At 75.0% G+C, this 26255-nt stretch carries 20 protein-coding genes; 10 read left to right on the top strand and 10 right to left on the bottom strand.

The genetic code is table 11. The annotated features are described in order from the left end of the window. Positions 1 to 96: 96 nt before the first annotated feature. Genes GA0074696_RS02245 through GA0074696_RS02235 form a run of 3 tightly spaced genes read left to right on the top strand, consistent with a single transcriptional unit; the run spans position 97 to position 2295 of the window. Positions 97 to 708 (top strand): 5-oxoprolinase subunit B family protein, encoded by a 612-nt coding sequence (locus GA0074696_RS02245; RefSeq protein WP_088959549.1) that lies wholly within the window; start codon positions 97 to 99, stop codon positions 706 to 708. After that, entirely contained in the window at positions 606 to 1562 is a 957-nt protein-coding gene (locus GA0074696_RS02240) for a 5-oxoprolinase subunit C family protein (RefSeq protein WP_088959548.1), read from the top strand. Before GA0074696_RS02245 ends, GA0074696_RS02240 begins: the two co-directional genes overlap by 103 nt. Next, positions 1546 to 2295, top strand: a complete 750-nt coding sequence (locus GA0074696_RS02235) for a LamB/YcsF family protein (RefSeq protein WP_088959547.1) — start codon at positions 1546 to 1548, stop codon at positions 2293 to 2295. The genes GA0074696_RS02240 and GA0074696_RS02235 overlap by 17 nt, the downstream gene beginning before the upstream one ends. A 67-nt stretch (positions 2296 to 2362) precedes the next feature. On the opposite strand, the gene GA0074696_RS02230 is transcribed toward GA0074696_RS02235, so the two are convergent. The 6 genes from GA0074696_RS02230 to pdhA form a co-directional block, all read right to left on the bottom strand. Continuing rightward, on the bottom strand, positions 2363 to 4195 hold the full coding sequence (locus GA0074696_RS02230) for an NHL domain-containing thioredoxin family protein (RefSeq protein ID WP_088959546.1): 1833 nt from the start codon (positions 4193 to 4195) through the stop codon (positions 2363 to 2365). A gap of 119 nt (positions 4196 to 4314) precedes the next feature. Beyond that, complete coding sequence (locus GA0074696_RS02225) at positions 4315 to 7512, bottom strand: LppU/SCO3897 family protein (RefSeq protein WP_088959545.1); 3198 nt, start codon at positions 7510 to 7512, stop codon at positions 4315 to 4317. 350 nt (positions 7513 to 7862) lie between these two features. After that, positions 7863 to 8000, bottom strand: coding sequence for a hypothetical protein (locus tag GA0074696_RS31085; protein ID WP_172894132.1), 138 nt, complete (start codon positions 7998 to 8000; stop codon positions 7863 to 7865). 218 nt (positions 8001 to 8218) lie between these two features. After that, positions 8219 to 9697, bottom strand: a complete 1479-nt coding sequence (locus GA0074696_RS02220; RefSeq protein ID WP_088959544.1) for a dihydrolipoamide acetyltransferase family protein — start codon at positions 9695 to 9697, stop codon at positions 8219 to 8221. Positions 9698 to 9702: 5 nt separating this feature from the next. Then, positions 9703 to 10692: an alpha-ketoacid dehydrogenase subunit beta gene (locus GA0074696_RS02215; protein WP_088959543.1), complete on the bottom strand. Its 990-nt coding sequence runs from the start codon at positions 10690 to 10692 to the stop codon at positions 9703 to 9705. Continuing rightward, positions 10692 to 11870, bottom strand: a complete 1179-nt coding sequence (gene pdhA, locus GA0074696_RS02210) for a pyruvate dehydrogenase (acetyl-transferring) E1 component subunit alpha (RefSeq protein WP_088959542.1) — start codon at positions 11868 to 11870, stop codon at positions 10692 to 10694. Before pdhA ends, GA0074696_RS02215 begins: the two co-directional genes overlap by 1 nt. A 497-nt stretch (positions 11871 to 12367) precedes the next feature. Here pdhA and GA0074696_RS02205 point away from each other — a divergent pair, with 497 nt between their 5' ends. Both GA0074696_RS02205 and GA0074696_RS02200 read left to right on the top strand, forming a co-directional pair. Further along, the gene (locus tag GA0074696_RS02205; protein ID WP_157745760.1) at positions 12368 to 13363 is read left to right on the top strand and encodes a hypothetical protein; all 996 of its coding nucleotides are present in this window, start codon (positions 12368 to 12370) and stop codon (positions 13361 to 13363) included. Between the two features lie 168 nt (positions 13364 to 13531). Then, positions 13532 to 14074: a phosphatase PAP2 family protein gene (locus GA0074696_RS02200; RefSeq protein WP_231925230.1), complete on the top strand. Its 543-nt coding sequence runs from the start codon at positions 13532 to 13534 to the stop codon at positions 14072 to 14074. Between the two features lie 15 nt (positions 14075 to 14089). Here the strand turns inward: GA0074696_RS02200 and GA0074696_RS02195 are convergent, their stop codons facing one another. The 3 genes from GA0074696_RS02195 to GA0074696_RS02185 are packed head-to-tail and all read right to left on the bottom strand — an operon-like array spanning position 14090 to position 18890. After that, positions 14090 to 15316 (bottom strand): hypothetical protein, encoded by a 1227-nt coding sequence (locus GA0074696_RS02195; protein ID WP_088959539.1) that lies wholly within the window; start codon positions 15314 to 15316, stop codon positions 14090 to 14092. A gap of 53 nt (positions 15317 to 15369) precedes the next feature. Continuing rightward, positions 15370 to 17052: a GTPase gene (locus GA0074696_RS02190; RefSeq protein WP_088959538.1), complete on the bottom strand. Its 1683-nt coding sequence runs from the start codon at positions 17050 to 17052 to the stop codon at positions 15370 to 15372. Further along, entirely contained in the window at positions 17049 to 18890 is a 1842-nt protein-coding gene (locus GA0074696_RS02185) for an ABC transporter (RefSeq protein WP_088959537.1), read from the bottom strand. Before GA0074696_RS02185 ends, GA0074696_RS02190 begins: the two co-directional genes overlap by 4 nt. Before the next feature lie 208 nt (positions 18891 to 19098). Between GA0074696_RS02185 and dnaK the strand changes: the two genes are divergently transcribed. The 5 genes from dnaK to GA0074696_RS02160 all read left to right on the top strand — a co-directional run bounded on the left by dnaK (position 19099) and on the right by GA0074696_RS02160 (position 23835). After that, positions 19099 to 20958: a molecular chaperone DnaK gene (gene dnaK, locus GA0074696_RS02180; RefSeq protein WP_088959536.1), complete on the top strand. Its 1860-nt coding sequence runs from the start codon at positions 19099 to 19101 to the stop codon at positions 20956 to 20958. Positions 20959 to 21006: 48 nt separating this feature from the next. Beyond that, a complete protein-coding gene (grpE, locus tag GA0074696_RS02175; RefSeq protein ID WP_088959535.1) occupies positions 21007 to 21753 on the top strand; it encodes a nucleotide exchange factor GrpE in 747 nt (248 codons plus the stop codon). Between the two features lie 82 nt (positions 21754 to 21835). Next, positions 21836 to 23026 (top strand): molecular chaperone DnaJ, encoded by a 1191-nt coding sequence (gene dnaJ / locus GA0074696_RS02170; RefSeq protein ID WP_088959534.1) that lies wholly within the window; start codon positions 21836 to 21838, stop codon positions 23024 to 23026. A 29-nt stretch (positions 23027 to 23055) separates the two neighbouring features. After that, on the top strand, positions 23056 to 23496 hold the full coding sequence (locus tag GA0074696_RS02165; protein ID WP_088959533.1) for a heat shock protein transcriptional repressor HspR: 441 nt from the start codon (positions 23056 to 23058) through the stop codon (positions 23494 to 23496). Between the two features lie 129 nt (positions 23497 to 23625). Further along, on the top strand, positions 23626 to 23835 hold the full coding sequence (locus GA0074696_RS02160; protein ID WP_088959532.1) for a hypothetical protein: 210 nt from the start codon (positions 23626 to 23628) through the stop codon (positions 23833 to 23835). Positions 23836 to 23987: 152 nt separating this feature from the next. Here GA0074696_RS02160 and GA0074696_RS02155 read toward each other — a convergent pair whose 3' ends face one another. Next, positions 23988 to 26204 (bottom strand): MMPL family transporter, encoded by a 2217-nt coding sequence (locus tag GA0074696_RS02155; protein WP_088959531.1) that lies wholly within the window; start codon positions 26202 to 26204, stop codon positions 23988 to 23990. Between the last annotated feature and the right edge of the window lie 51 nt (positions 26205 to 26255).

The following is a 26255-nucleotide window of genomic DNA, read 5'->3' as shown; positions in this document are numbered from 1 at the left end:
ACGGCACCGTAGGTTACCTGCGGGTAGTGCGTCCGGTCACCGTCGCGCCGCGCGTGCGCGGGCCTGGCCGTCGGATCGATCGGGGAGGATGGCGGGATGCGGATCCGACCCGTCGGCCGACACGCCCTCCTGCTCGACTGCGACGACCCCGGCCAGGTGGAGGCGTGGCGTGCCGAGCTGTGGCGCCGCCGCGCCGCCGGTGAGCTGACCGCTGTCGAGATCGTCCCGGCCGCGGCGACCGTCCTGCTCGACGGCGTACCGGACCCGGCGGCCGTCGCCGCGCGGATCGCCGGCTGGACCCCCCGGCCGGTCGCCGCCCAGGCCGCCGCCGCCCAGGTCGAGGTCCCCACCGTGTACGACGGGGAGGACCTGCCCGTCGTCGCCCGGCACTGGGGCGTGACCGTGCCCGAGGTGGTGCGACGGCTGCGGGAGACCGCGTTCCGGGTGGCGTTCTGCGGCTTCGCGCCCGGGTTCGCGTACCTGACCGGACTGCCGCCGGAGTGGGCGGTGCCCCGGCTGCCCAGCCCGCGTACCCGGGTGCCGGCCGGGTCGGTGGCGCTCGCCGGGCCGTACGCGGGGATCTACCCGACCGCCTCGCCGGGCGGATGGCTGCTGGTCGGGCGGACCGAGTTGACCCTGTTCGACGTGCGCGCCGACCCGCCGGCCCGGCTCACCCCGGGCACCCGGGTCCGGCTGGTGGCCGCGTGACCGACCTGATCGAGGTACGCCGGGCCGGCCCGCTCACCACCGTCCAGGACCTCGGCCGGCTTGGGTACGCGCATCTCGGCGTACCCCGGTCGGGGGCGCTCGACCCGGCGGCGCTGGCGCTGGCCAACCGCCTGGTGGGGAACCCGGTCTCCGCCGCCGGCCTGGAGATCACCCTGACCGGCTGCGAGCTGCGGCCGACCCGCGCCGTCACGGTCGCGGTGACCGGGGCCGACGCCGACGTCCGGGTGGGCCGGCGACCGGGCGACGTGGGCCGGGCGCTCGCCGTGCCGGCCGGCGCGGTGCTGCGGATTGGGCCGGCCCGCGACGGGCTGCGCAACTGGCTGGCGGTCAGCGGCGGGATCGCCGTCGAGCCGGTGCTCGGCAGCCGGGCCACCGACACCCTCTCCGGCCTCGGCCCACCCCCGGTACGCGACGGCGACCGCCTCCCGCTCGGCCCGTGGCCCGGGCCGCCGCCACCGGTGGACGTGACCGTCGGCCGGCCCCCGACCGGCGAACTGCGGCTGACCCTGCGCCCCGGGCCGCGGGCCGACTGGTTCACCCCGGACGCGCTCGACCGGCTGTTCGGCACCCCGTACACGGTCAGCCCGGTGGGCGACCGGGTCGGCGCGCGACTGACCGGCGCGCCGCTGCCCCGCTCGGTGGCCGGTGAACTGCCCAGCGAGGGGATCGTGCTCGGCGCGGTGCAGGTGCCGGCCGACGGCCAGCCGCTGGTCTTCCTGGCCGACCACCCCACCACCGGCGGGTACCCCGTCATCGGCGTGGTGGACGACGTGACCGCACTCGCGCAGGGCCGGCCAGGGACTACGGTGAGGTTCCATGGACCTCAACGCTGACCTCGGCGAGGGATTCGGCATCTGGCGGCTCGGCGACGACGACGCGCTGCTGGACCTGGTCACCTCGGCCAACGTCGCCTGCGGCTTCCACGGCGGTGACCCGTCGACCATGCGGCGGGTCTGCGCCGCGGCGGCCGATCGCGGCGTGGCCATCGGCGCCCAGGTCGGCTACCGCGACCTCGTCGGCTTCGGCCGCCGGCGCATCGAGTACGCCTTCACCGAGCTGCGCGACGAGGTCATCTACCAGCTCGGCGCCCTGGACGCGTTCTGCCGGCTGTTCCGCACCCAGGTTCGCTACCTCAAGCCGCACGGCGCGCTCTACCACGCGGCGGCCGTCGACGAGTCGCAGGCCGCCGCCCTGGTCGCCGCCGTCAGCGGGTACGACGACCAGCTGCCGATCCTCTGCGCCCCCGGCTCGAAGCTCGCCCAGCTCGCCGTCGGGGCGGGCCTGCGGATGGTCGCCGAGGGCTTCGCCGACCGGGGCTACCTGCCCAACGGTTCGCTGGTGCCCCGCACCGCGCTCGGCGCGCTGGTCACTGACCCGGAGGAGGTGGCCGCCCGGGCCGTACGGATGGCCACCGAGCGCACCGTCGTCGCGGTCGACGGCACCGTCATCCCGTGCGCGGTCGGCTCGATCTGCCTGCACGGTGACACCCCGGGGGCGGTCGCCTCGGCGGCCCTGGTGCGGGCCGCGCTGCTCGACGCGGGCGTCACCCCGAAGCCCTTCGTCTGACATCCCGCTCCAAGGGTCACCGAATCATGCCGCCGAGGCCACGGCCCGGGGCGGCCTGGTGCCCCGCTCAGGCGTCCAGGCCGCGCAGCACCAGCGGCAGCCGCGTCGTGCCGCCGTCGACCACCCGCACCGGTACGCCCCAGTCCTGGCGGGTCAGGTGGCAGGCGGCGTGCTCGACGTCCTTGTCGCAGGTGGCCGCCTGGGCGGTCACCTGGAGCACCCCGCCGGCCACCGCCGGATCGATCACCAACCGACGGGACAGGTCGGTGGTGGTGCCCGCCCCCTCGACCAGCAGCTCCGGCGGAGAGGCGGAGACCACCAGCCGGGTCGACGGGCCGTACGTCTCGTCCAGCTTCTGCCCGGGCGCGGGGGTGAAGATCACGTCGAGGGTCAGCTCGCCGGCCGCCACGTCCGTCGGCTTGCGCTCCACCTGGTGCCGGGGGCCGTTCACGGTGCTCGCCCCGGCCGCCGTGAGCGTGCCCGGCGCCAGCCGGGTCAACCGGTGCGCGGACGACTCGACCACCAGCACGTCACCGTCGGCGGTGAGCACGATGTCGCTCGGCTCGGCCAGGCCGTCGGCCACCGTGGCGACCTGGTCCGTCTCCGGGTCGAAGCGGCGCACCGCGCCGTTGTAGGTGTCGGCGATCAGCACCGAGCCGTCCGGCAGCGCGCACACCCCGAGCGGGTGCTGGAGCAGCGCCTGGTCGGCCGGGCCGTCCACGTGGCCGAAGTCGAAGAGGCCCTGCCCGACGGCGGTGGCCAGCACGCCGTTCTCGACGTAGCGGAGCGCACTGGTCTCGCTGTCGGCCACCCAGAGCCGGGTGCCGTCGGCCGAGACGGAGAGCCCGGAGGGCTGCGCCATCCACACGTCCGGCAGCGGACCGTCGCGCAGCGCCTCCACCGTGGTGCCGGCGTACATGCCCGCGGTGCGGCGGATCGGGTCGAACCACCAGAGCTGGTGGATGCCGGCCATCGCGATGACGACCTTGTCGTCGTACCAGGCCAGGTCCCAGGGGGAGGAGAGGTCGACCGAGAGCGCGTCGTGCGCGTGGTCGTCGACCGAGGAACGCCACTGCCGGCCGGTGCCGGCGACCGTCACCACCTCGCCGGTCGCGAGCCGTACGCCGCGCAGCAGGTGGTTGACGGTGTCCGCGAGCACCAGGTCGTAGCCGGCCACCTCGGCGACGTGCGCGGGGAGCAGGCAGAGCCCCTGCGGCTCGGCGAAGCTGGCCGCGTCGGCCGGCCCGTCGGCCCGGCCCCGCTCGCCGGAGCCGATCCGCCGGACCAGGCTCTCGCCGTCGGGGGCCAGCTCGGCCAGGGAGTGCCGGGCCGAGTCCGAGACCAGCAGGTTGCCACCGTCGAGCACCACAGCCTTGCCCGGGAAGCGCAGGGTGGTCTCCGGCTCGGCCGGCGGGACGTACGGGCCGTCGCCCCGGTGCAGGGTGCCCTTCGCCGTGTGGGTGGCGACCAGGTCGTCGACCAGTCGGGTCAGCCCCTCGGCGTGGCCCTCGCCGGCCATGGTGGCCACCACGTACCCCTCGGGGTCGACCACGGCCAGGGTCGGCCAGGCCTTCGCCGCGTACTGGCCCCACATGTCCAGCTCGGGGTCGTCCAGCACCGGGTGGTGCACCCCGTACCGCTCGACGGCGGCGGCCAGCGCGTCCGGGTCCTTCTCGTGCTCGAACTTCGGCGAGTGCACGCCGATCACGACGAGCACGTCGGCGTACTTCTCTTCCAGCGGGCGCAGCTCATCGAGCACGTGCAGGCAGTTGATGCAGCAGAAGGTCCAGAAATCTAGGACGGTAATACGACCTCGCAGGTCGGCGAGCTTCAGCTCCCGCCCGCCGGTGTTCAGCCAGCCCCGACCGTGCAGCTCAGGAGCCCGTACGCGTGCGCTCATGACCCCAGTCTGCCGGATGCCGGGCCGGCGACACGGCGTGACCCCGCGCGTGGTCGATCACGCCACAGCGGATACGACGGCGGGGCCACGGATCACCGTGGCCCCGCCGTCGGAACGTGCTACTTGGCGGCCGGCTTGAGGCAGAGCACCCGGTCGGCGCCGCTGCCCGGCAGCACCACGTGCGGCTGGGCCGGGTCGGCGCACTTCTCCTTCGCATCGACCTTGGAGACCACGGTGAACGCGTTCGGCTCGCCGCAGTTCGCCGCGCTCGCGCCGTTGCCGGACTGCTTGACGCAGGAGCCGACGGCCGGGTTGAACGGGGCGGGCTTCTCCTCGCCGCCGATCTTGCCCAGCAGGCTGAGCAGGCCGAGCGGGATGGCCAGGATCAGCACCGCCACGATCAGCACCATGGCCAGCACCCGGCCGTTGCGGACCTTCGGTGCCGGCTGCTCGACCTTCGGCTCCGCGTCCGGCTTGAACGCGTTGAAGCGTCCCTGCTCGGGCTCCGGATCCTGGTGCCAGGCGCCCGGACCGGGCTGGTTGGCCGGCGGGAAGGGCTGGCCGGCGGGCGCGAACTGCTGACCCGCGGGCGGGAACGGCGGCCCGGCCGGCGGGAACTGCGGCCCGGCCGGCGGGAACTGGGGCCCGGCCGGCGGGAACTGCGGCCCCGCCTGCGGGAACGGCGCCGTGCCGGCGCCGTGGGCCGGGTCGTGGGCCGGGTGGCCGTAACCGGGGACCGCACCGGCGGCCGGACCGCCGCCGGCCGGGCCGGCACCGAACGGCTCGGCCGGGCGGTCGGCGGGGCCGTGCGGGCGGGTTCCGTTCATCGGCCGGTTGTTGCTGGCCGGGTCCGCGAAGGCCGGGATGGCGCCCGGGAACGCCGGCGCCGCGGCCGGCGAGGTGGGCGGCGCGGACGAGGGAGCCTCGGGGCCGAAGCCGGGCGGGCCGGACGGCCGCTCCGGCTCCTCGAAGCGCCGCCGGTCCTGGTCCTCGTACCGCTGCTGGTCGTCGAAGGACTGCTGACCGTCGAAGCGCTGCTGACCGTCGAAGGACTGCTGGCCGTCGAACGGCTGCTGGTCGGCGAAGCGGGGCGGGGCGTGGTGCTCGGCCCGCTGGCCGTCGTGCTCCTCGACCGGCTCGTCCACCGGCTCCGGGCGGGCCGGCCGGCCGTACACCCGGGGCTGCGGAGCACCCGTGGCGCCCGGCCGCAGGGCCTGGTCGGTCGGGGGCATCACCCGGCTGGCCAGCGGCACCGACGCGCTCGCCGACGCCCGCCCGGCGGCGGACTCGTCGGCAACCGGCACGGCGGCGCGTCCGGCCCCGTCGGCCTCCGGCGAGGTACGCGGTCCGGGCACCACCGGCCCGGCCGGCGACTGCGGCTCCTCGCCGGGACCCCAGCCCGACCGTTCGGGCTCGTACGCCGACGGCGCGTCCGCACGCCCGGCCGGCTCGAAGGAGGACTGGTCGGCGGCCGCACCGAACTGGGCCGGCGAGACGTAGTCAGCCGGCGGCGCGGCGGCCAGGCTGGCGCCCGGCACCCGCTGCTCCTGCGGCGGCAGGGGCACCACGTTGGCCGGCGAGATGCCGGGTGCCGGCGCCGGCTGGTAGATCGGGGCCTCGTCGGCGCGCTGGGGCTCCCAGGCGTCGCCGGCCTGTCGCTGCGCGGGCGCGGCCTCGGCGCGGCCCCAGGCCTCCTCGGCCGCCCACGGCTCGGCGTCCGGCACCGCCGGACGGTCGGCACCGGCCCGCTGCGACGGGTTGTCGGCGTCCGCCCCCCAGGCCGGCGGGACGGCCGGGACCGCGACGGACGCGGTCGCCCGGGCGGGCTGCTCCGGGGGCGTCCAGCCGCCCGACTCGGGTCGGTCGTCCGGCGCAGGCACGGCGGCCGCGCCCCTGGAACCGGCAGCCCGGGCCGGCTCCTGCGCGGCGGGCCAGTCGATGCCCGGCCGCTGCTCCTCGCGGGCCGGCGCGGCACTGCCCCAACCGTCGGCGGCCTGCTGCTCCGCGCCGGCCTCCCAGTGGGTCGGCTCCGGTGCGCCGGCGGCGTCCCACGCCTGCGGCGACCGCTCGTCCGCCTGCGGGGCGTTGTTCCACCCGTCGGCGCCGGCGGCGTTGTCCGGGGCGGCGGTGTTCCAGCCACCGGAGCGGGCGACGTCGTCCTGGCCGCCGGTGTTCCACCCGCCCGAGCGGGCCGGATCGTCCTGCGGGGTGCGGGCGGCGTTCCAGCCGCCGGAGCGCGCCGGGTCGTCCTCGGTGGACCATCCGTCGGCCGCCGGGGTGTCGTGCTGCGGCACCTGCGCGGCGCCGCGCGCGCCGGTGTCGGGCTGCGCCCAGGCGGGCACGGCCTGTTCCGGCTGCTGCGGCGGCACGGGTACGGAGGCGCGGCCGGCGGACCGGGGCGCCTCGTCCTGGGTGGACGGCAGGTGCCACCCGCCGGGGCGGGCGGCGTCGTCCTGCGGCGGCTGGGTCTCGCCACCCCAGCCGTCGGCCTGCTCCTGGGGCGTGGCTGCGCCGTTCCAGCCGGTGGACTGCTCGTGCTGCCCGGCGCCGGCGTGCCGACCGCCCGAAGTGGACACCTCGTGGGAGGCGGCCTCGCCGGCGTTCCAGCCGTTGTTGCCCGCGACGTCCTGGTCCTGGCCCGGCGTGCCGGGGTTCCAGCCGCCGGAGCGGGCCGGGTCGTCCTGGGCCGGGGTGTTCCAGCCGCCGGAGCCGGCCGGGTCGTCGTGCTGCGGCGCGGCGGCCCAGCCGTTGGCGGCCGGGTCCTGCTGCCCGGCGTTCCAGCCGCTGGAGGCGGCCGGGTCGGCGGAGGCGGGCCAGGCGTCGTTCGGCTGGGGCACCCGGGCGGCGCCACGGGCCCCGGAGTCGGGCTGCGACCACGCCGGGGCGGCCTGCTCGGGCTGCGCCCAGGCGGGCTGTGCCGGCTCGGCCGGCGCGGCGGGCTGGCCGGGTACGGAGGCGGCGGCCCAGGCGGCGGAGGGCTGGTCGGACTGGGCGGCCCAGGCGGGCTGCGGCGCGCCCCACTGGCCGGGCTGCGCCGGCTCGCCCTGCTGCGGCACCTGCGCGGCGCCCCACGTCGGGGGCTGGTCCTGCGCGGCGGCCCACGCCGGGGGCTGGTCCTGAGCGGCGGCCCAGGCCGGGGCGGCCTGATCCGGCCGGCCGGCCGGTGGTGGCGGCGCCCAGCCCAGGTCCGGGGCGGCGGGGTCGCCGTACCCGGTGTCCTGCTGTGTCTGCCGGTCGCCGTACGGCGCCGGTCCACCGGCGCCCGGCGGCACCTGGTCCGGCTCCTGGCCGGGGCGGTGCTGGCCCTCGGACGTCATGGGTGCGCCTCCTCCATCACATGTCGGCCGCCGATGCCGTCCGGGACCGGGCGGCGGGCTCGCCGGTGTCGCCGGCGGATCGGCCGTGCGGGCTCCCCGCACCGTATCCGGTGACCGCGCGGGGCGTCCGGGGAGCACCGGGCCGTCACTCCGCGTCGCCGGGCGGTGACGATCGGCTCTCATCCGGCTCGATCGGTGTCCCGGGTCGGCGGGTGGCGACCGTGCCCCACCGTACCGGGCGTCCGGTCGAGGTGGAATCCCGGTCTTGAGGGCCCGGAAACGCCGATGACCCGCCCGGGGTGCCCGGGCGGGTCATCGATCTGGAGGAGGTGAGGAAAGTCTGTGCCGCGTCAGCTCATGTGGCGCTGGGCGATCGCGAGGATCTCCTCGCGCACCGCGGGCGAGTTGGCGGAACGAAGCGCGTGCTCGATCGCGCGGGCGCGGCGGGTGGCGTCGCGGCGGGTGCGGATGCGCTCGATCATGCTCATGGTGTCTCTCCTCCGACTATTCGGTTGTCAGCCCCTGATGTCTCCATTGAAGCGCAAGACGCCGCCAAATTCCATCGATTGTTAGGTGAGCTGAGACACCTGCCTACGATTCGTAGGCCACGCGGGGGTATTGCCGAACGTTTCTTCGTGCAATGGCAACGGCCGGTGTGCCGGGCGTTCACCCTGGGCACACCGGCCGTGGCTGGTGTCGTGGACGGTCAGGTCCAGGCGAGCAGCGCCGCCTCGGGGTCGGCCAGGAAGTCCCCGATGTCGCGGAGGAACTTCGAGCCGAGCTCACCGTCGATGATCCGGTGGTCGAACGACAGGCCCAGCGTGGTGACCTGGCGCGGCTTCACCTTGCCCTTGTGCACCCAGGGCATCTCGCGGACCGCGCCGAAGGCCAGGATCGCCGACTCGCCCGGGGGCAGGATCGGCGTACCGGTGTCCACGCCGAAGACCCCCACGTTGGTGATCGTCAGCGTGCCGCCCGACATGTCGGCCGGCGAGGTCTTCCCCGCCTTGGCCGTCTGCACCAGGTCGGTCATCGCGTCCGCCAGCTCGCGCAGCGACAGCCGGCCGGCGTCCTTGATGTTCGGCACGATCAGGCCGCGCTCGGTGGCCGCCGCGATGCCCAGGTTGACGTAGTCCTTGACCACGATCTCGTCGCCGGCCCAGGTCGAGTTGACCATCGGGTGCCGCTTGACCGCCAGCAGCACCGCCTTGGCGACCAGCAGCAGCGGCGAGACGCGCACGTCGCGCCACTCCCGCCGCTCGCGCAGCCGGTCCAGCGCCTTCATCGCCCGGGTCACGTCGACGGTGAGGAACTCCGTCACGTGCGGGGCGGTGAACGCCGAGCGGGACATGTTCTCGGCGGTGAGCTTGCGTACCCCCTTGACGGGGATGCGCTGCTCGCGGTCCGCGCCGAAGCTCGCGGCCGCCGTGGCCGGGGCCGCCACCGTCAGCGGCTCGGCCGCCGCCGGGGTCCCGCTCGCCGCCCGCTGTACGTCCTCCCGGGTGATCGAGCCCAGCGGGCCCGAGCCGGTCAGCGTGGCCAGATCGACGCCGAGGTCCTTGGCGAGCTTGCGCACCGGCGGTTTGGCCAGCACCAGCCCGCCGGTCCGCCCGTTGCCGTTGACCGCCGGGGCGGGCGACACCGGGGCGACCGGAGCGGGCGCGACCGGAGCCGGCGCGGGCTGCACCGGCGCGGCCGGGGTCGCCGTGGCCTGGGCCGGCACCTCGCCCTTGCGGGGACGGCGCTTGGCCGCCGTGGTGCGCGGGCCGTAGCCGACCAGCACGGCGGTACGCCCACCCGGGGCGGGACCGCCGATCAGGCCCGGCTCGACCGCGCCCTCGGTCGGGGCCACCTCGACGGCGGCCAGCGAGGCCGCCGACGGGGTGGGCAGCGCGGAGGCCGGCGCACCGGTCGTCGACTCCTCGATCGGCCCGGCGCCCGGGTCGGTGTCGATCGCGATGATCGGCGTGCCGACCTCGACCGTGGTGCCCTCCGGGTGGAAGATCGACCGCACCTGGCCGGCCCACTTCGCCGGGATCTCGACGGCCGCCTTGGCCGTCTCCACCTCGACGATCGGCTGGTTCAGCTCGATGACGTCGCCCACCTTGACCAGCCAGGCGAGGATCTCGCCCTCGGTCAGGCCCTCGCCCAGGTCGGGGAGGTTGAACTCCTTGATCCGTGACATTGCGCTCACCAGCCGAAGGTGCGGTCGACGGCGTCGAGCACCCGGTCGAGGTCGGGCAGGTACTCCTCCTCCACCCGGCTGGCCGGGTAGGGGGTGTCGAAGCCGGTGACGCGCAGCACCGGGGACTCCAGGGAGTAGAAGCACTCCTCGGTGATCCGGGCGGCGATCTCCGAGCCCAGGCCCAGGTTGCCCGGGGCCTCGTGCACGACCACGCAGCGGCCGGTGCGCCTGACCGACTCGTACGCGGCGGTCAGGTCCAGCGGGGAGAGCGTGCGCAGGTCGATGACCTCCAGCTGCCGGCCGTCCTCGGCGGCGGCGGTGGCCGCGTCCAGGCAGGTCCGCACCATCGGGCCGTACGCCAGCACGGTGGCGTCGGTGCCGGCCCGCGCCACCCGCGCGGAGTGCAGCGGGTACGCGTCCGCGAGCGGGGCGTCCAGGTCGACCGGACCCTTCTCCCAGTAGCGCCGCTTGGGCTCCAGGAAGACGATCGGGTCGTCCGAGGCGATCGCCTGCTGGATCATCGAGTACGCGTCCTGCGGGTTGGCGCAGGTGACGACCTTCAGACCGGCGGTGTGGGCGAAGTACGCCTCGGGCGATTCGGAGTGGTGCTCGACCGCGCCGATGCCGCCGCCGTACGGGATCCGGATGACCATCGGGATCCGGACCTTGCCCTGCGAGCGGTAGTGCATCTTCGCCACCTGCGACACGATCTGGTCGTACGCCGGGTAGACGAAGCCGTCGAACTGGATCTCGCAGACCGGGCGGAAGCCGCGGATGGCGAGGCCGACCGCGGTGCCGATGATGCCGGACTCGGCCAGCGGGGTGTCGATCACCCGCTGGTCGCCGAAGTCCTTCTGGAGCCCGTCGGTGATCCGGAAGACGCCGCCGAGCTTGCCGACGTCCTCGCCCATGATGACGACCTTGGGGTCGTTCTCCAGGGCCTTGCGCAGACCGGTGTTGAGGGCCTTGCCGAGGGTGAGCGTCTCCGTGGCCATCAGTGGGCGCTCCCCTCGAACGACTCCATGTACTTGCTGAACTGCGCCCGCTGCTCGTCGAGCTCGGGGGACCCGGTGGGGTAGACGTGGTCGAACATCGACACCGGCTCGGGATTGGGCATGGCGAGCACCCGCTCGCGCAGGTGCACCGACTCGGTGCGGGCCTGCTCGTCGACGGAGGCGAAGAAGTCCGCGTCGGCGATCTGCTGGTTGGTCAGGAACGCCTTCATCCGGGCGATCGGGTCCTTGGCCTGCCAGGCCTCGACCTCGCTGGCGATCCGGTAGCGGGTCGGGTCGTCGGAGGTGGTGTGCGCCCCCATCCGGTAGGTGTACGCCTCGATCAGGCTGGGGCCCTGGCCGAGCCGGGCGTTGTCCAGCGCGTGCCGGGTCACCGCGTACGAGGCGAGCACGTCGTTGCCGTCCACCCGGACGCCGGGGAAGCCGAAGCCATCCGCGCGCTGGTAGAGCGGGACGCGGGTCTGCCGCTCCAGCGGCTCCGAGATGGCGTACTGGTTGTTCTGGCAGAAGAAGACCAGCGGCGCGTTGAAGACGCTGGCCCAGACGAACGCCTCGTTGACGTCGCCCTGGCTCGTGGCGCCGTCGCCGAAGTAGGCGATCACCGCCTCGCCGTCGTCGGTGCCGGTCTTGCCGTCCATGGCGACACCCATGGCGTACCCGGTCGCGTGCAGGGTCTGCGCCCCGATCACGATCGTGTACATGTTGAACTTGAACTCGTTCGGGTCCCAGCCGCCCTGGTCGACGCCGCGGAACAGGCCGAGCGGCATGATCGGGTCGATGCCCCGGCAGTAGAGGACGCCGTGCTCACGGTAGGTCGGGAAGGCCATGTCCTGGGTACGCAGCGCGCGCCCCGAACCGACCTGCGCGGCCTCCTGGCCGAGCAGGCTGGCCCAGAGGCCCAGCTCGCCCTGGCGCTGCAGCGCGGTGGCCTCGGCGTCGAGCTTGCGGACCAGCACGAGGTCGCGGTAGAGCCCGCGGTACTCCTCGTCGGTGAAGTCGACGCGGTACTCGGTCCCGTCCGGGCCGATCGCGCTGTCGATCCGCTCACCGGTGGGGGTGAGCAGCTGTACGAGTTCCGGCTCGCCCGCCGCGGCGGTGCGCTTGGACCGGGGTGCGGCCCGCCGGCCGCGGCTGGTGACCCCGGGGTCGCCCTTTGCCATCCGTCTCTCCCTGTCGTGTCTGCGTCGGCGCCGGGGGTGACCCGTCCGCGCAACTCGTACGCCGGCCCGGCCGGTGCCGGGCTGGTTCCTGGCGGCCGCGCCTAGCCCCGGTGAGGGTTGCCGCGCGGCGGTGAGCCGGATTCGGGGAGGAACCCGGTTCGGGAGCGCCGGCGCCGAACCGCGCCTGCCGCGGGGTGCGCGGAGGCCGGCTGCGTTGCCGTCGTGCCTGAATGATTGCAGAGGAGGTGAGCGGTCCCACAGTATGGCCTCCCTCGCCGGTCCCGTTCCGTCGTCTTCGCGACGCATCGACGTATTTGTCCCTTGGAAGATTCATGGCGACGGACATTTTGTGTGTCGACACGCTGTGGTCCCTGGTGAACTGAGCGTCACTGGTCCAAGCTGACCTGGATGCAGGTAGGGCGTTTCAAGCCGTATGTCCGTTTAGAAAGCCCGCCGGTGCCCGGTTGCCCAAAAATCAACGACGAGGGAGTTGTGCGGTGTCCGAGTCAGGTGACGGTCCTCCCGCTCCCATGCTCGGCCGACACCGCTCCGGTGGTGGCTACCGGCGGATGATCGGGTCCCACCGCGCCCCCGGGCCGGCCGGCCCAGGCCGCGGCTACCTCTTCACCGTGGCCCTGCTCGCCGGCACGGCGTCCATGCCGATCCTCGCGGCCTTCAGCACCGGCTCCGCCACCGTCGGCAGCAGCGCGCTCCCCGACGGCAGCACCCCGTTCCTGCCCACCCCCTCCGACGGCCCGGTGGTGGTCCCGCTGCCCGCCACCGGCCAGCCCGCGCCGCCGTCCGCCGGGCCTGGATACCCGCCGGCCGCCGTCCCCGCCGCGGGGCCCGGTGCGGTCAGCCTGGTCCCGCTCGGGCCGCCACTGCCCGCGCTGCCCGCGGCCGCGCCGGCGGGACCGGCCCCGGCCGCTCCCGGCTCGGCCCGGCGCCCGCTGCCGCCGCCCCCGCCCCCACGGCCCACCCCGCCCGCGCCCGGCCGGACCGCCGCACCGGCCCCCGCACCCCGTCCCACGCCGGCCGGCTCGCCGACCCCCGGGTCCACCGCGACCGCCGAGCCGAGCAGCACCTTCTCCGAGCCGCCGCCGGACCCGACGCCCACCGTCAGCGCGGAGCCCACCGCCACCGACTCGCCCGAGCCGTCGCCCGACCCCGAGCCGACCGTGACGCCGACCCCGACGGCCGAGCCGACCGTGACCCCGACCCCGACGCCCGCGCCGAACGTGGCCCCCACCCGTACCCCGCCACCGCCCCCGTCGCCGGCCGCCGCGCCGCGCCCCGCCGCCACCGCCGCCACCGGTGGCCCGCGTCGGCGTCCGGCCGCCCGACCGCCGGTCCGACCGCCGTCGCCCACCGCCCGTCCGCCGAAGTTCCCGGAGACCTCCCCGAGCCCGGCCCCGCAGCGGCCGGCGGCGCCCGCGCCGACCAGCCACGACGCCCCCGATCCGGACGGTACGGTGACGGGCGACGCCAGCTGACCGGGCCGTACGCCCGCCGCCGGCGCAACCGGCCCGCGGCGGGGCCGGACGGGACGGATCGGGGACGGGGAGCTGAGCGGGATCGACGGGGGCGGTGACGACGGTGGGCTCCGCCGGGTCGTCGTACCGCCCGGACCCCTGACCCGGCTGGCCCGGCTGCTTACCGAGGTGACCGCCCCCGCCGTGCTGGTCACCCTGCTGACCGTCGCGGTCGGCTGGCACGGCGCCGGCGGCGCGCACGGGCTCGGCTGGGCGCTGCTCGCCTCGGTCTTCGCCAGCGGCATCCCGTTCGCGTACATCCTCGGCGGGGTGCGGCGCGGCCGCCTGACCGACCACCACGTGGGCGTCCGCGACCAGCGGCGGGTACCCCTGCTCTTCGGCCTGGCCTCGGCCACCGCCGGCCTGGCGCTGCTCGCGGCGCTCGGCGCCCCCCGGCCGGTGCTCGCCCTGGTCGCCGCCGGGGTGGTCGGCCTGGTGGTGGCGGTGACCGTCAGCCACTGGTGGAAGATGTCGATCCACACCGCGGTTGCCGCCGGCGCGGTGGTCGTGCTGGCGCTGACCTTCGGCCCCCGGATGCTCGCCGCCGCGCCGCTGCCGGCCCTGGCCGGCTGGTCCCGGGTACGGCTGCGCGACCACACCGTCGCGCAGGTGGTCGTCGGGGGTGTGGTCGGCGGTCTGGTCGCCGGCCTGGTCTACGCCGCGCTGCGCTGAGCGCGGCGTGACCGGTCAGGGGGTGTCGTCGCCGAGGCGCTGCCGGTTCGCCTCGATCCAGGCGTCCAGCGCGGCCGGGTCGTCCGGGTCGACCCCGTCCGCCATCAGCTGCGCCACCGCGGCGGTGGCCGGGCTGCGCCGCTCACCCGTGCTGTAGAGCCGGGCGAACTCCGGCACCAGCTCCTCGATCGCCTCGTCGGTCCGGCTGACGGCCTGCTCCGGCAGGCCGCGCCGATGTCCCGCGAAGGCCGTCCAGGCGCGCAGCACCCGGGGCAGCATCGCCGCGTCGTCCATGTCCAGCACGGCCCGGCGGTGCACCCAGTCCAGCAGGAACAGCCCCGCCACCGCCGGGCTCCAGCGCAGCGGGTCGGCGTCCGGGAAGCTCGCCGCGTGGTCGAAGAGCAGGCCCAGACAGAAGTGCAGCGAGGCCAGCTCCGCGTCGCCGTCCAGCGCGTGCAGGCCGGCGCGGACCGCCTCCGGCGACGCCAGGAAGGCCCGCACCAGCTCGGTGCGCTCCTCCCCGGTGAGCGGCTCGGCGTCCCAGGTCAGCGTGTCCGCCGGCGCGCCGGGCAGCACCGCCAGCCGGGCGCCGACCAGGGCCCGGTCGGTGGCGATCGAACCCTCACCGGGCAGGTCGCCGAGGTCGTCGGTGACCGTCAGGTGCCGGCTCACCTCGCCGTGCATCCGGGCCGGGTCCTCCTCGCGGAACCAGGTCAGGTCGTCCGTGGCGCACATCTGCCGGACCTGTTCGAGGATCCGCTCGGCGGGGCCGCCCACGAAGACGTCCTTGGTGATGCCGATGTTGTGGTCGACGAGCGCCACCAGTGCGTGCTCCGGACCACCCGTCGCGTCGTCGTAGGCGAAGGTGGCGAGGTAGGAGGTCTGGTCGCCGTACACGTCGCCGTACGACCAGGCGCCGGTGAGGTGCACCCGGCCGAGCTGGCCGGACCAGGCCGGGGCCTGGGTGCCGGGGCGGACCTTCGCGGCGCCCTCCGCGTCCGGCACCAGCGCGGCGAAGACCGACCGGATGGTGGTCGCGGCGGCGGTCCGGCGGCGCGAGGTGGCGGCCAGGAAGCCGGCGACGAACTCCCGTACCGCCCGCTCCCGGTCGGTCTCGGCGATCGCGTAGACGCTGCCCAGCAGGGCGGCGCCGAGCATCTCGGCGTCGAGGGCGGTGTCCAGCCTCGTCACGTCGCGGGCGGCGTGCAGCACCGCGTCGTAGGGGGTCTGTGGCGTGGCCATGGTCCGACCCTACGCCGCGACGGCCGCCGGGACACCCGTGCCGAGGGCCGGCCTCACCGGGCCGCGTCGCGCAGCGCGTCCCGGGCCTGCCCGTACCGGTCGAGGACGGCCCGTACCGGGCTGAGGACGTACGTGTCGCCGACCCCGGCCACCGCGGCGCTGAGGCGCTTCTCGGCCCGCTGCCGGGCCCGCCGGGCCGCCCAGCGGATCACCGGCCGGGTCACCGCGGCCACCAGCAGCCCGGCGAGCAGGCCGCCGAGCAGCAGCAGGGTCGGCAGCGGCACCTCGCCCACCCGCGGGTACTCCAGGGCGGGCAGCCCGAGCGCGCGCAGCGCGTAGCCGAGCAGCAGCCAGCCGAGCCCGGCCAGCGCGGCGAGGGTGACCAGCCACTGGACGCCACCGACGAGCCGCCACCAGAGCGGCCGGCGGTCCATGCCCAGGTCGGTGCCGGCGATCGCCCGGTCCAGCGCGTCCGGCAGATCGTCCAGGCGGGACCGGGCGGCCGTGGTGACCGCGTCCGGCCAGGGCGCGGGCAGGCCGGCGCCGGAACGGTCGGCGACCGCGCGGATGGCCAGCCCGAGGGCGGACCGCTGGGCGGCGGTCGGGTCGGGCACCGAGGTCGCGGCGACCAGGCTCTCCTCCGGCCGGTCGGCCCCGGCGGCCGGGCCGGGCAGGTGCAGCCGGCGCAGCGGATCCGGTCGCAGCCGGCGCCAGCCCCGGACGACCGGCCAGCCGGTGGTGCCGCCGGCCCGGTGCCGGTACGCCCCCTGGACGGCGTCGGCCACCGCCGGCACCCCGGCCGCGCCGGCGAGGGCCCGGTCCAGCGAACGGACCGTGTCCTCGTCCGGGGCGTCGCGGGGGACGTCCGTGACCACCAGCTCGCCCAGCCCGGCCACGACGGCGTCCACGTCGCCGGAGAGCCGGCGCAGGGACGCCTGACGCTCGGAGACCGCCCGCTCCAGCGCCTCCCGTAGCCCCGTCAAGCCGCCCGGGTGGACCGCCGTGGTGGCCAGCAGCGGCACGCCGTCCAGCCCGTCGGCGTCGAGCAGCCGGCGCAGGTCGTCGAGGACCCGGGGCAGCTCGGTCGCCGACAGCCGGTCGGCCTGGTTGAGCACGACCAGGGTCACGTCCCGGTGCCGGTGGAACTCGCGCAGGTAGCTGGTGTGGATCACCCGGTCGGCGTACTTCTGCGGGTCGACCACCCAGACCACCAGGTCGACCAGGCCCAGCAGCCGGTCCACCTCCAGCCGGTGGGACCGCTGCACCGAGTCGAAGTCGGGCAGGTCGAGCAGGACCAGCCCGTGCAGGCCGGTCTCGTCGTCGGCGTCCAGCGCGCTCTCCCGGACGAACCGGTGCCGGGGCAGCACGCCGACCCAGTCGAGCAGCCGGTTGGCGCCGTCGAGCCGGCCCCAGACGCAGGCGTGCGCCACGCCGGTGGTCGGGCGGCGCACGCCGACCGGGGAGAGATCCAGCCGGGCCAGCGCGTTGAACAGGCTGGACTTGCCACTGCCGGTGGCGCCGGCGAGCGCCACCACGGTGTGGTCGCGGGAGAGCGCCAGCCGGGTGCCGGCCCGCTCGACCAGGGTGTGCGCGGTGACCAGGCGGGAGTCCGGCACCTGGCCGTCCACGGCGGCCAGGAAACGGCGTACCGCGTCGAGGCGGGCCACCAGGTCGTCGGCGTCCACCCGCTGCTCGCCCCGGAACGCCTCGCGCATCCGGCCGACGATGCCCGTCATCGGCGGTCACCGCTCGGGGCGGGCAGGCCGGGGCCGTCGCCGTCGGCCAGGCCGCTGCGGTGCCGGGCCACCTCGACCCGGGACGCGGCCCGGTGCAGCTCGGCCCCGGCGTCCCCGCCGGGCCGGGCCTCGTCGGTGCGCGTCAGGTAGCGCGCCGCCTCCTCGTCCAGCAGCGCCCGGACCCGGTCCAGCAGGTCAGCCCGGGCCTTGTTGGCGAGGGTACGCACGGCCTGGTCGCCGAAGATCGCCTGGAGCACGGCCTGCGCGGCGACGGTGGTGCCGGCACCCGTCGCGACCTCCAGGCCGGTCGGGATGAACGCGGTCGAGGCGAAGACCGCGATCATGACGGCGAGACCGGTGGCGTTGACCGCGTACGCGGCGGTGCGGGCCACGAAGCGCCGGTCGCCCCCCTCGGCCTTGACCAGCTCCAGCACCCCGCGCTGCCAGTCCCGGACCAGGCGCTCGGCCCGCTCGGAGAGGTCGTCGGAGGGGTGGGCCAGCCCCGGTTCGAGCAGCCCCGCCCCGGCCGGGTGCGCCTTCCAGGCGGTGTACGCGTGCTCGGCCGCCTCGGAGGAGACCCCGCGCAGCAGGGTGACCAGTTGGGACTCGATGGCGTTGCGCAGCTCGGTGGCGGGCGTGGCGGGGCGTCCGGTCATCGCGGCGACCACCCGGTCGCGCACCCGGCCGATCCGCGCCTCCAGCGTCCGGAAGAACTCGCCGGTGCCGACGAACTCCTGCCACCGGGCCAGCACCTCGCCGCGGAGCAGCCGGCCGTCCTTGAGCCCCTCCTCCACGGTGCGCTGCGCACCCCGGTACGCGGCCCGGACCCGCTCGTCGAGCGCGTCGGCGGCGGCGACCTGCTCGTCGGCCGCCTCGGCCAGCGCCTCGACGGTCGGGTACAGCGAGGCGAGCGCGCCGTCCAGCGTCTGCCGGACCACCGCGGCCCGGGCCTCGGCGTCGGCGGCCAGCCGGGAGAACCAGGCGCTCAGCGGCGCGGTGACCTTGTTCGGCAGCAGGCCCTGGCCGTCGACCCAGGTCTCGGGCAGGACGAACAGCGGCGCGGCGCCGAGATCCTGCGCGGCGAGCATCTCCGACAGGTGGGCGGCGATCTCGTCGGCGGCCTCCGGCGGCACCCGGTCGAGCACCATGGCGATGGCCGCGCCCCGGGCCCGGGCGCTGCGCAGCAGCTCCCACGGGACGGCGTCGGCGTACCGGGCGGCGGTGGTGACGAAGAGCCAGAGGTCGGCGGCGGCCAGCAGTTGGCCGGCGAGGGCCCGGTTGGCGTCCACCACCGAGTCGATGTCCGGGGCGTCGATGAAGGCCAGCCCGGCGGGGAGCGCGGGCGCGGTGACCAGGTGCAGGGTGCGCGGGTCCTCGCTCGGCTGGGTGGTGCGGGTGAGGCCGGGCAGCAGCTCGCCCTGGCGGAACCAGGCGGAGTCGGCCGGGTTGCAGACCAGCACCGGGGAGCGGGTGGTCGGGCGGAGCACCCCGGCGGCGCTCACCCGGGCCTGCACCAGGCTGTTGACCAGGGTCGACTTGCCGGCGCCCGTGGAGCCGCCGACCACCACCAGCAGCGGCGCGTCGAGCCGGGCCAGCCGGGGCAGCAGGTAGTCGTCGAGCTGGTCGGCCAGAGCCGAGGCGGTACGCCGGGCCGGCTCGGCCGACGGCAGGGCCAGCGGGAAGCGGGCGGCGCCGATTGCGGCCCGCAGCCCGGTCAGCGCGGCCTGGAGGCCGTCGGCGGTGGTGCCGGGGGCAGCCTCGGCGGCGTCCGGCGACCCGGTGCGGGCGGCGACGGGGGGCGCGCCGGACCGGGTGGCGGGATCGCCTTTCGTCGTCACCGCTAAAGCGTGCCCGACCGATGCAAGGGAAGACAACCGGACGGTAATAACGGTCGGGTTGCGTCGGGTCGGCTCAACCCCGACTTGCGGATTACCGGCGGCGTGGCACTATTGAGTCAAGTTCACTCAACTTGTGGTGCGGTCGCTGCGGGCGGCCCGCCAGGCAGGCCCGTGACCTGCCTCAACGTTACGAAGCGAGGAAGCGAAGATGGCACGTGCGGTCGGTATCGACCTCGGCACGACGAACTCCTGCGTCAGCGTTCTCGAGGGCGGTGAGCCCACCGTCATCGCCAACGCTGAGGGCTCGCGGACGACCCCGTCGATCGTCGCGTTCGCCCGCAACGGCGAGGTGCTCGTCGGTGAGGTCGCGAAGCGCCAGGCGGTGACCAACCCGGACCGGACCATCCGGTCGGTCAAGCGGGAGATCGGCACCAACTGGTCCGTCGACATCGACGGCAAGAAGTACACCCCGCAGGAGATCTCGGCGCGGACGCTGATGAAGCTCAAGCGGGACGCCGAGGCGTACCTGGGCGAGCAGATCACCGACGCGGTGATCACCGTCCCCGCCTACTTCAACGACGGCCAGCGCCAGGCCACCAAGGAGGCCGGTGAGATCGCCGGCTTCAACGTGCTGCGGATCGTCAACGAGCCGACCGCGGCCGCCCTGGCGTACGGGCTGGACAAGGGCTCCAAGGAGCAGACTGTCCTGGTCTTCGACCTCGGTGGCGGCACCTTCGACGTGTCGCTGCTCGAGCTGGCCGAGGGCGTCATCGAGGTCAAGTCGACCAGCGGTGACAACCACCTCGGTGGCGACGACTGGGACCAGCGCATCATCGACCACCTGGTGAAGACCTTCCGTGGCGAGCACGGCATCGACCTGGGCCAGGACAAGATGGCCCTGCAGCGGCTCCGCGAGGCCGCCGAGAAGGCCAAGATCGAGCTCTCCGCCGCCACCACCACCAACATCAACCTGCCGTACATCACCGCCGGCGCGGCCGGCCCGCTGCACCTGGACGTGACGCTCAGCCGCGCCGAGTTCCAGCGGATGACGCAGGACCTGCTGGACCGCTGCAAGGGCCCGTTCGAGCAGGCCGTGAAGGACGCCGGGATCAAGATCTCCGACGTCGAGCACGTGATCCTGGTCGGCGGTTCGACCCGGATGCCCGCCGTGACCGACCTGGTCAAGCAGCTCACCGGCCGCGACCCGAACAAGGGCGTCAACCCGGACGAGGTCGTCGCCGTCGGCGCCGCTCTCCAGGCTGGTGTGCTGAAGGGTGAGGTCAAGGACGTCCTGCTGCTCGACGTGACCCCGCTGAGCCTGGGCATCGAGACCAAGGGCGGCATCTTCACCAAGCTGATCGAGCGCAACACCACCATCCCGACCAAGCGCTCCGAGGTCTTCACCACGGCGGACGACAACCAGCCGTCGGTGCTGATCCAGGTGTTCCAGGGCGAGCGGGAGATCGCGGCCTACAACAAGAAGCTCGGCACCTTCGAGCTGACCGGCCTCCCGCCGGCGCCGCGCGGCGTGCCGCAGATCGAGGTCGCGTTCGACATCGACGCCAACGGCATCGTGAACGTCCACGCCAAGGACCTCGGTACCGGCAAGGAACAGAAGATGACGATCACCGGCGGCTCCTCGCTGCCGAAGGACGACATCGAGCGGATGCGCCGGGACGCCGAGGAGCACGCGGAGGAGGACAAGCGCCGCCGCGAGGACGCCGAGACCCGCAACGTGGCTGAGGCGCTCCAGTGGCAGACCGAGAAGTTCCTCGCCGAGAGCGGCGACAAGCTGCCCAGCGAGAACCGCGACCAGATCAACGAGGCCCTCGGCGAGCTGCGCGGTGCGCTCGGCGGCCAGGACATCGAGAAGATCAAGGCGGCGCACGAGCGGCTGGCGCAGGTCTCCCAGCAGGCCGGTTCGCTGCTCTACTCGCAGCAGGCCGAGCAGGGTGAGCAGCCGGGCGCGGCCGGCCCGGGCGCGGGTGCCGGTGCCGCCGGCGGCCCGCAGGCCGGTGGCGCCGACGACGTGGTCGACGCGGAGATCGTGGACGAGGACAAGAAGTGACGGTCCGTCCCCGGTCCGGACTCACGGTAGAGAGAACGAGGTAGTCGCATGACGGAGAAGCCACGAGCCGCCGACCCGGGAGCCACCGGGTCGGTGCCGGGTGGCTCCGCGCCCGCCGAGCAGGCCGCCGGTGACGGGCCGCGGGTCGTCATCCGCAACAACCGCAAGATCGGCAAGACCGAGGAGGCGCCCGCCGCCACCGACGTCGGGGCGGACGTCCCGGCCGAGGGCCTGGTGGAGGAGGCCGAGGTCGTGGTCGACGAGATCGAGGTCGAGACGGTCGAGGGTCAGATCCCGGCCGGTCCGCCCGTGGTGGACGCCCCCGCGCAGCCGGTCGACGGCGGCGCGGTGGCCCCGCTCGGCGCCGAGCTGGAGGCCCTCCGGGCCGAGCTCGACGAGCGGACCCGGGACCTGCAGCGGGTGTCGGCGGAGTACGCCAACTACCGCAAGCGGGTGGACCGCGACCGCGGTCTGGTCCAGGAGCAGGCGACCGGCTCGGTGCTCGCCGCGCTGCTGCCGATCCTGGACGACCTGGACCGGGCCCGCGAGCACGGCGACCTGGTCGGGCCGTTCGGCACGGTGGCCGAGCAGCTCACCACCGCGCTGGGCAAGTTCGGGCTGACCCCGTTCGGGGAGCAGGGCGACCCGTTCGACCCGACCCGGCACGAGGCGGTCGCGCACCAGACCTCGGCCGACGTGGACGAGCCGACCTGCGTCCAGGTGATGCGTCGGGGCTACCAGCTCGGGGAGCGGCTGCTGCGGCCCGCGCTGGTCGCGGTCGCCGACCCGGAATAGTGCGGAACCATCCGGTCGCCCCGCCCGCCGTACGACGGCGGGTGGGGCGGCCGGGCCACATCAGGCGGAAGGGGGTGGACCGGTGAGTTCCAAGGACTGGATCGAGAAGGACTACTACGCCGCGCTCGGCGTGCAGAAGTCCGCCTCCTCGGACGAGATCAAGAAGGCGTACCGGAAGCTGGCCCGGGAGTCGCACCCGGACCACAACCCGGGTGACCCGAAGGCCGAGGAGCGGTTCAAGACCGTCTCCGAGGCGTACGCGGTGCTCGGCGACGAGGCCAAGCGCCGCGAGTACGACGAGATGCGCTCGCTGTTCGGCTCGGGCGCGTTCCGGCGCGGCGCCCGCGGTGCCGGGCAGCCCGGCGGGGTGCCGTTCGACGTCTCCGACCTCTTCGGCGGCGGTGCCGCCGGTGGCGCCGACACCCGGTTCGGCGGGGGTGGCTTCACCGACCTGTTCAGCTCGATCTTCTCGGGCGGTGGCGGGGCGGGTGCCCCGGCGCGTCCCCGCGGCCCGGCCCGCGGCCGGGACGTGGAGACCGAGGTGGCGCTCGACTTCGACGACGCGGTACGCGGGGTGACCGTACCGCTGACGCTGCGCGCGCCGGGGGTCTGCGACACCTGCCACGGCGACGGCGCGAAGCCGGGCACCCGGCCGACGGCCTGCCCGGTCTGCCACGGCGCCGGGGTGACCACCCGCAACCAGGGGTCGTTCAGCTTCTCCGAGCCGTGCCGCACCTGCCAGGGCGTGGGCACCGTCGTCGAGGAGAAGTGCCCGGAGTGCCAGGGCACCGGCGGGGTGACCAAGACCCGCACGCTGAACGTCCGCTTCCCCGCCGGGGTGGCCGACGGCCAGCGGATCAGGCTGGCCGGGCGCGGCGAGCCGGGTGAGCGGGGCGGGCCGGCCGGTGACCTCTTCGTGCAGGTCAAGGTCCGCCCGGACGAGCTGTTCGGGCGTACCGGGGACGATCTCACCCTGACCGTGCCGATCACCTTCGCCGAGGCGGTGCTCGGTACCGACCTGCGGGTGCCCACCCTCGACGGCGCGGTGACCCTGCGGGTGCCGCCGGGTACGCCGTCCGGGCGGGTGCTGCGGGCCCGGGGCAAGGGCGTGGTGCGGCGTGACGGTCGGGCCGCTGACCTGCTGGTCACGCTGGACGTGGTGGTGCCGGCGGTGGTGTCGGACGAGGCGCGGGCGACGCTGGAGTCGTTCGCCGAGCAGACCCCGCCGGCGGCTCGGGAACATCTCGACGCGCGGGTGCGTCGGGTGGGTTGACCGGTGGATCGGGTGCGGAGGTGAGCGGGATGTCGGGCGATTTCGTCGGTTCGGGTGACCCTGCCTACGAGGCCAAGGTGCTGATGATCTCGGTCGCGGCGCGGATGGCGGGGATGCACCCCCAGACCCTGCGCCAGTACGACCGGCTGGGCCTGGTGCAGGCCGGCCGGGCGGCCGGCGGTGGGCGTCGCTACAGCGTGCGCGACGTGGTGCTGCTGCGCGAGGTGCAGCGGCTCAGCCAGGACGACGGCATCAACCTGGCCGGCGTGAAGCGGATCATCGGCCTGGAGCGGCTGCTGGAGCAGGCGCAGCAGCGGGTGGCCCGGCTGGAGGCGGAGCTGGACGCCGCCTACCGGCGGATCGCCGAGCTGGAGTCGCTGGGCGGTTTCCCGCGCGGCGACCTGGTGCCCACCAACCGCACGTCGACGGCGCTGGTCGTCTGGCGCCCTCGCCGTACCCCGGACCGCTGAACCTCCGGCCCCGCCCGGCCCGTTGGCCGGGCGCCAGTTCGCTTTTCTCCGGCGACGGTCGGACCGGTTGGGTTAGCCTCAGAACCAGGTCCAACCAACCCAATCCGGACTCCGATGGCAGGGGGAGCCATGGCGGAATCGCCGAAGAAGGTTGCGGAGCAGACGGAGGGCCGGCTCGACAAGGTGGCCGAGAACGTCCGGCGGGGGTTCGACCGGGTGACCAAGGGTCGCTTCAGTGACGAGATCAAGAACGGCCGGTTCAGCGACCAGGTCGACCACGGCATCGACCAGGGGCGCGTCGAAGCGAGACGCCGGAAGCAGGGTGGATCGGAACGCTGACGATCCGCCGACGTGCGGGCCGGGACCCACGGGGGGTCCCGGCCCGTTCGCCGTCCCGCGTCGGGCCGGGACGCGGTGATGCCGCGTGGGGGTCCCGGCCCGTTCACCGTCCCGCGTCGGGCCGGGACGCGATGATGCCGCGGTGGGGGTGGTCAGGCGGGGGCCGAGGATGCCGTCGACGGGTCCGGGGTCGGCTGGTCGGCCGGCGGGCGCCGAAGCGGCCACCAGGCCCGGTGCCCGAGCATCCCGAGAACCGCCGGTGCCAGCACCACCCGGATCACGGTGGCGTCCACCAGCACCGCCGTGGCCAGCCCGATCCCGATCATCTTCACCAGGGTGTCGTCGATGGTGGCGAAGCTGACGAAGACCGCCGCCATGATGGCCGCCGCCGCCGTGATCACGCGACCGGTGCCGGCCAGTCCGGCCACGACCGACCGGTGCGGGTCGCCGGTGCGGCGGTACTCCTCCTGGACCGAGGCGAGCAGGAACACCTCGTAGTCCATGGAGAGTCCGAAGAGGATCGCGAACAACAGCATCGGCACCACCGACATGATCGGCACCGGCCGGTCGATCCCGAGCAGGGACAGGCCCCAGCCCCACTGGAAGACCGCCACCAGCACGCCGTACGCGGCCCCGATGGAGAGCAGTGCCATCACCGCGGCCTTCAGCGCGATCAGTGGGGCGCGGAACATCGCCAGCAGCAGCAGGCCGGCGGCCAGCACCACGCCGAGCACCACCCAGGGCAGTCGGCCGGTGACCGAGTCAGCCATGTCGATCATGTACGCGGTCTGGCCGCCGACCGCCACCCGCCCGCCGTCGGACGCCGCCGCCGGCCCGACCGTACGTCGGATCCGGTGCACCAGGTCACTGACCTGCTGATCCTGCGGCGCGTGCCGGGGGACCACGGTGAGCAGCGCGAGCGTGCCGTCGGGGCTGCGTACCGGTGGCGTGGCAAGGGCAACCTCGGGGTCGGTGGCGAGCGCTCCGGTCAGTCGGGCGAGTGAGTCGGCGGTCGGGCGGCTCACCGCCAGCACGAGCGGGGCGTTCCACCCCGGTCCGAGCTCCCGCTGCACGGTGTCGTACGCCCGCCGCTGCGGCCACCGGTCCGGCTGGTTCCCGTCGTCCGGCGTCCCGAGTCGCAACGTCAGCAGTGGCGCCGCCAGCCCCAGCAACACGATCGTCGCTCCCACTCCGTACGCGACCCGCCGCCCGTCAATCCGCCACCCCCACCGCACCCACCACCCACCGTCGGTGGCGTCGAGCAGGAGGTTCGCGTCCGGGGAGGAGGCCTGTCCCGACGCGACCGTCGTGGTCCGTCCGGCCGAACGGCCAGCGGTGGTTCGGCGGAGGCGGGGCAGAGCCCAGCGGTTGACGCGGGGTCCGAGGAGGCCGAGGAGGGCGGGGAGGAGGGTGAGGGCGGCGAGCATCATGGCGGTCACCGTCAGCGCGGCGGCCACCCCCATCGCGCCGACGAACGGGATGCCGGTGAAGAGCAGGCCGAGGATGGCGACCACGACGGTCGCCCCCGCGAAGAGGACGGCGTGACCGGCCGTGGCGACCGCCCGTCCGGCGGCGGCGACCGGTGGAAGCCCGTCGGCGAGGTGCGCGCGGTAGCGGGTGACGACGAAGAGCGCGTAGTCGACACCGGCGCCGAGGCCGAGCATGACCGCCACGATCGGTGCGGCGGTGGGGATCTCGGTCAGGGAACTGGCGATCAGGACGAGCGCGGTGCCGACCACCAGCCCGGCGAGGGCGACCAGGACCGGCAGCCCGGCGGCGACCACCGAGCCGAAAGCCGCCAGCAGCACCAGCAGGGCGACGGCCAGACCGACCGCCTCGGCCGGGCCGGTGCGGGGCTCGAACGCCAGGTCGACGACGAGCCCCCGGAAGGTCACCTCAACCCCCCGCGCTCTGGCCTGCTCTGCCGCCGCGTCGAGCCGGTGATACGCCGCCGGCCCGAGGTCGGCGAGTTCAGGGCCGTACCGGACGGTGCCGATGGCGGTACGCCCGTCCGGGCTGAGGACCCCCTGACCGGCGAGGGGGTCCTCGACGGCGGTGACGCCGGGCTGGTTGCGCACCGCTGTGGTCATCGCCGCGATCGCCGCCCGCCGGTCGGCTGCCCGCAGGTCCCCGTCGGGGCTGTGCCAGACCACCTCGGCGCTGGCCGACCCGTACTCCGGAAAGGCCGCGCGGGCCAGGTCCGCGGCCTGCTGCGACTCGGCACCCGGGATCCGGAAGTCGTTCACGAAGGTGCCGCCGGCCGCCTGCCCCAGGCCGAGCAGGGCGGCTGCGGCCAGCAACCAGAGAGCGAGGATGCGCCACGGGTGGCCGGCGGCGGCCCGGCCGAGCCGGTCCAGGATGCGTTCCATGGGGACAGAAAAACACAGCGACTGCAAAATTGCAACCAATGAAGAAAAGCG

The sequence above is a fragment of the Micromonospora purpureochromogenes genome (assembly GCF_900091515.1).
In the GTDB taxonomy this organism is placed as follows: Bacteria; Actinomycetota; Actinomycetes; order Mycobacteriales; family Micromonosporaceae; genus Micromonospora; species Micromonospora purpureochromogenes.
This window is presented reverse-complemented; position numbering and strand designations above follow the sequence as displayed.

What these genes read in the sequence shown, in the direction of transcription:
- GA0074696_RS02245 (WP_088959549.1), top strand. Translation starts at nt 97, where the DNA reads ATGCGGATCCGACCCGTCGGCCGACACGCCCTCCTGCTCGACTGCGAC.
- GA0074696_RS02240 (WP_088959548.1), top strand. Translation starts at nt 606, where the DNA reads ATGGCTGCTGGTCGGGCGGACCGAGTTGACCCTGTTCGACGTGCGCGC.
- GA0074696_RS02235 (WP_088959547.1), top strand. Translation starts at nt 1,546, where the DNA reads ATGGACCTCAACGCTGACCTCGGCGAGGGATTCGGCATCTGGCGGCTC.
- GA0074696_RS02230 (WP_088959546.1), bottom strand. Translation starts at nt 4,195, where the DNA reads ATGAGCGCACGCGTACGGGCTCCTGAGCTGCACGGTCGGGGCTGGCTG.
- GA0074696_RS02225 (WP_088959545.1), bottom strand. Translation starts at nt 7,512, where the DNA reads ATGACGTCCGAGGGCCAGCACCGCCCCGGCCAGGAGCCGGACCAGGTG.
- GA0074696_RS31085 (WP_172894132.1), bottom strand. Translation starts at nt 8,000, where the DNA reads ATGAGCATGATCGAGCGCATCCGCACCCGCCGCGACGCCACCCGCCGC.
- GA0074696_RS02220 (WP_088959544.1), bottom strand. Translation starts at nt 9,697, where the DNA reads ATGTCACGGATCAAGGAGTTCAACCTCCCCGACCTGGGCGAGGGCCTG.
- GA0074696_RS02215 (WP_088959543.1), bottom strand. Translation starts at nt 10,692, where the DNA reads ATGGCCACGGAGACGCTCACCCTCGGCAAGGCCCTCAACACCGGTCTG.
- pdhA (WP_088959542.1), bottom strand. Translation starts at nt 11,870, where the DNA reads ATGGCAAAGGGCGACCCCGGGGTCACCAGCCGCGGCCGGCGGGCCGCA.
- GA0074696_RS02195 (WP_088959539.1), bottom strand. Translation starts at nt 15,316, where the DNA reads ATGGCCACGCCACAGACCCCCTACGACGCGGTGCTGCACGCCGCCCGC.
- GA0074696_RS02190 (WP_088959538.1), bottom strand. Translation starts at nt 17,052, where the DNA reads ATGACGGGCATCGTCGGCCGGATGCGCGAGGCGTTCCGGGGCGAGCAG.
- dnaK (WP_088959536.1), top strand. Translation starts at nt 19,099, where the DNA reads ATGGCACGTGCGGTCGGTATCGACCTCGGCACGACGAACTCCTGCGTC.
- grpE (WP_088959535.1), top strand. Translation starts at nt 21,007, where the DNA reads ATGACGGAGAAGCCACGAGCCGCCGACCCGGGAGCCACCGGGTCGGTG.
- GA0074696_RS02165 (WP_088959533.1), top strand. Translation starts at nt 23,056, where the DNA reads ATGTCGGGCGATTTCGTCGGTTCGGGTGACCCTGCCTACGAGGCCAAG.
- GA0074696_RS02160 (WP_088959532.1), top strand. Translation starts at nt 23,626, where the DNA reads ATGGCGGAATCGCCGAAGAAGGTTGCGGAGCAGACGGAGGGCCGGCTC.
- GA0074696_RS02155 (WP_088959531.1), bottom strand. Translation starts at nt 26,204, where the DNA reads ATGGAACGCATCCTGGACCGGCTCGGCCGGGCCGCCGCCGGCCACCCG.